This is a genomic window from Rubritalea squalenifaciens DSM 18772, from assembly GCF_900141815.1.
Taxonomy (GTDB): domain Bacteria; phylum Verrucomicrobiota; class Verrucomicrobiia; order Verrucomicrobiales; family Akkermansiaceae; genus Rubritalea; species Rubritalea squalenifaciens.
In genome coordinates this window covers 1-2381 of the sequence record NZ_FQYR01000014.1, presented here as the reverse complement: position 1 = coordinate 2381, position 2381 = coordinate 1, and the positions used below count along the sequence as shown (strand labels likewise).

Annotated in this window: 3 protein-coding genes; all 3 read left to right on the top strand. The window is 58.7% G+C overall.

The features are described from left to right. Positions 1–354: hypothetical protein (locus BUB27_RS18995; RefSeq protein WP_159435087.1), on the top strand; the 354-nt coding region annotated here is incomplete at its 5' end. Continuing rightward, a complete protein-coding gene (gene tnpB / locus BUB27_RS18795; RefSeq protein WP_143185438.1) occupies positions 348–698 on the top strand; it encodes an IS66 family insertion sequence element accessory protein TnpB in 351 nt (116 codons plus the stop codon). The genes BUB27_RS18995 and tnpB, both read left to right, overlap by 7 nt. A gap of 41 nt (positions 699–739) precedes the next feature. After that, positions 740–2284, top strand: a complete 1545-nt coding sequence (tnpC, locus tag BUB27_RS18790) for an IS66 family transposase (RefSeq protein WP_143185437.1) — start codon at positions 740–742, stop codon at positions 2282–2284. Positions 2285–2381 lie beyond the last annotated feature (97 nt).

The following is a 2381-nucleotide window of genomic DNA, read 5'->3' as shown; positions in this document are numbered from 1 at the left end:
AAACATCGGGAGGCCCTGCTGGATACCTTCGAAAAGAGCCCTCTGTCAGGAACGAAGTTTGCCGCCCTTCACGGCGTCAAATACCAGACCTTCGCCACCTGGGTCCAGAACCGCAAACGCGAGCGTGATGAATACCCGGTAGTACCCGGCGACGAGCCTCCTGCGCAAAAGCTGCTGGAATCCCTCGTCGAGCTGGAACTCCCTGCGACCGCCTGCATGCGGGAAACGACGCCATCCACTGGCTGTCTGTTAGTCGAGCATCCGTCGGGTATCAGGATGACTGTCGCCGATGAATCCCAGGCCGAACTCGCCGCCACGCTGCTCAACAAACTCAATCCCGTCCCGTCATGTTAAGTTTCAGCGGCAGCCTCAAGGTCTATCTGGTCACCGAACCCTGCGACATGCGCAAGAGCTTCAACGGGCTCAGCGCCCTCATCGAGCAGAAGCTCAGGGCGGATCCACTCAGTGGCGCGGCCTTCCTCTTTACCAATAAAAAGCGCAGCCTGATCAAGATCCTCTATTGGGACGGAAGTGGCCTCTGGGTCATGGCAAAGAGACTCGAAAGAGGCACTTTCAGCTGGCCGAAGCACACGGAGGGCAAAACGAAAATCAAACTCGAACCCACCGCCCTGGCCATGCTCACCGACGGCATCCAGCTGCGCGACGGTCACAAACTGCCATGGTATGAAAAACCCTGATTTAGTTGAAAAACATCCGTCCCAAGGAACGTTGTTAGGTCGTGACCGGGAACGAACAGGACAAGGACGGAATCATCGCGCAACTGCGTGAAGAAAACCGTCTGCTCAAAGAAAAGATCGATTACCTCATCAAGGTCATCCACGGCAGCAGCAGCGAGAAGCTCGACGCCTCCCAGCTTGAACTCCTGCTCGACCCCGAAGCTGCAAAAAAGCCGGAAGCCGCCGATGGAAACGAAGAACCACCGGCGGCTGAAGAACTTTACGCCCCCCGCAAGCGTTCCACACGCAAACCGCGTCTTCCCGGAAACATCCCCACCATCGAGACCGTCCTCATCCCCGGCGTAGTGAAGGCCAACCCCGGGGCCTACCGCCAGGTCGGGCAAAAGCGCAGCGAGAAACTTGACGTCACTCCCACGCGCTACACACGGCATGTCACCATCCGCCCCACCTTCATTGAAAAAGGCGAAGCCATCCCGCGTTGGATCACCGCACCCGCGCCACCGGAACTCCTGGAAGGAAGCTTCCTGACCCCCTCGCTGCTAGCCCACACTCTTGCAGCCAAGTTCTGCGACCATCTTCCCTTCGACCGCCAGGAGAAAATCATGGCCCGGCGCCACGGCATCCACATCCCGCGCAGCACTCTCTGTAACTGGGCCGACTTCGCCGCCAACGAGCTCGAACCACTCTACAAGCTCATCGCCAGCGACATCCTCGGGAGCGATCAAATCAACATCGACGAAACTCCCGTCGACTATCTGCCCAAAGATCAGCAAGGCAGCAAGCAAGGCTACTTCTGGGTCTATCACTCCAAAGACGCCGGCGTGCTCTACGACTGGCATACCGGCCGCGGTCATGCCTGCCTCGACAAAATCCTGGCCGGAGATGGCAGCCAGAAAACCAGGCACTTCAAAGGCCTGCTACAGTGCGACGGCTACAGCGCCTACCAGACATGGGCGGGTCAACGTAACGGTGTCACACTCGCGGGGTGCTGGGCGCACCTGCGCCGCAAGTTCCATGAAGCCCTGCAGCACAGCCCGGCCGCCGCCCGCATCCTGCAGCTCATCCAGCGCCTCTACCGCGCCGACGACCAATACCGGGATTGGCTCCGGCGCAACAACCACCCGCCCGAAGCCATCGTTTACCACCGCCGCCGCCACGGCAAAAAACTCCTCCAGCAAATCCACGGCGAAATCCACGGCCTCAAGGCCGGACACCTTCCCAAAAGCACCATGGGCAAGGCGGTCAACTACGGCCTCAACCAGTGGCGCAAGCTATGCCGTGCCTTCAAGCACTGCGGGTCACTGGACAACAACGTCTGTGAAAACGCCGTGCGCCCGCTCAAACTCGGAGCCAAAAACTGGTTGTTCGTAGGCAACGAAGACACGGGCTGGCGCAGTGCGGTCATCTTCACGCTGATCGAAAACATCCGCCGCGCAGGCCACGATGCCTACGCCTACCTCAAATGGGTCTTCGAAAAAATTCCCCACATGACCAATCAGGACAACCTGCGTGAGCTGCTACCCAAAGTCTGGATCAGACTCCAGCAAGACAAACAGCAGACGAGCAGACAAGAGACCGCCGCCTGATCATAGACGTCATATACGACGCTCTATGACGTCTACGAAATCGATGTTGCAACGTCAGCCGCAAGTGAAATCCAAGGGCCGATGATTTAGCGCTTAC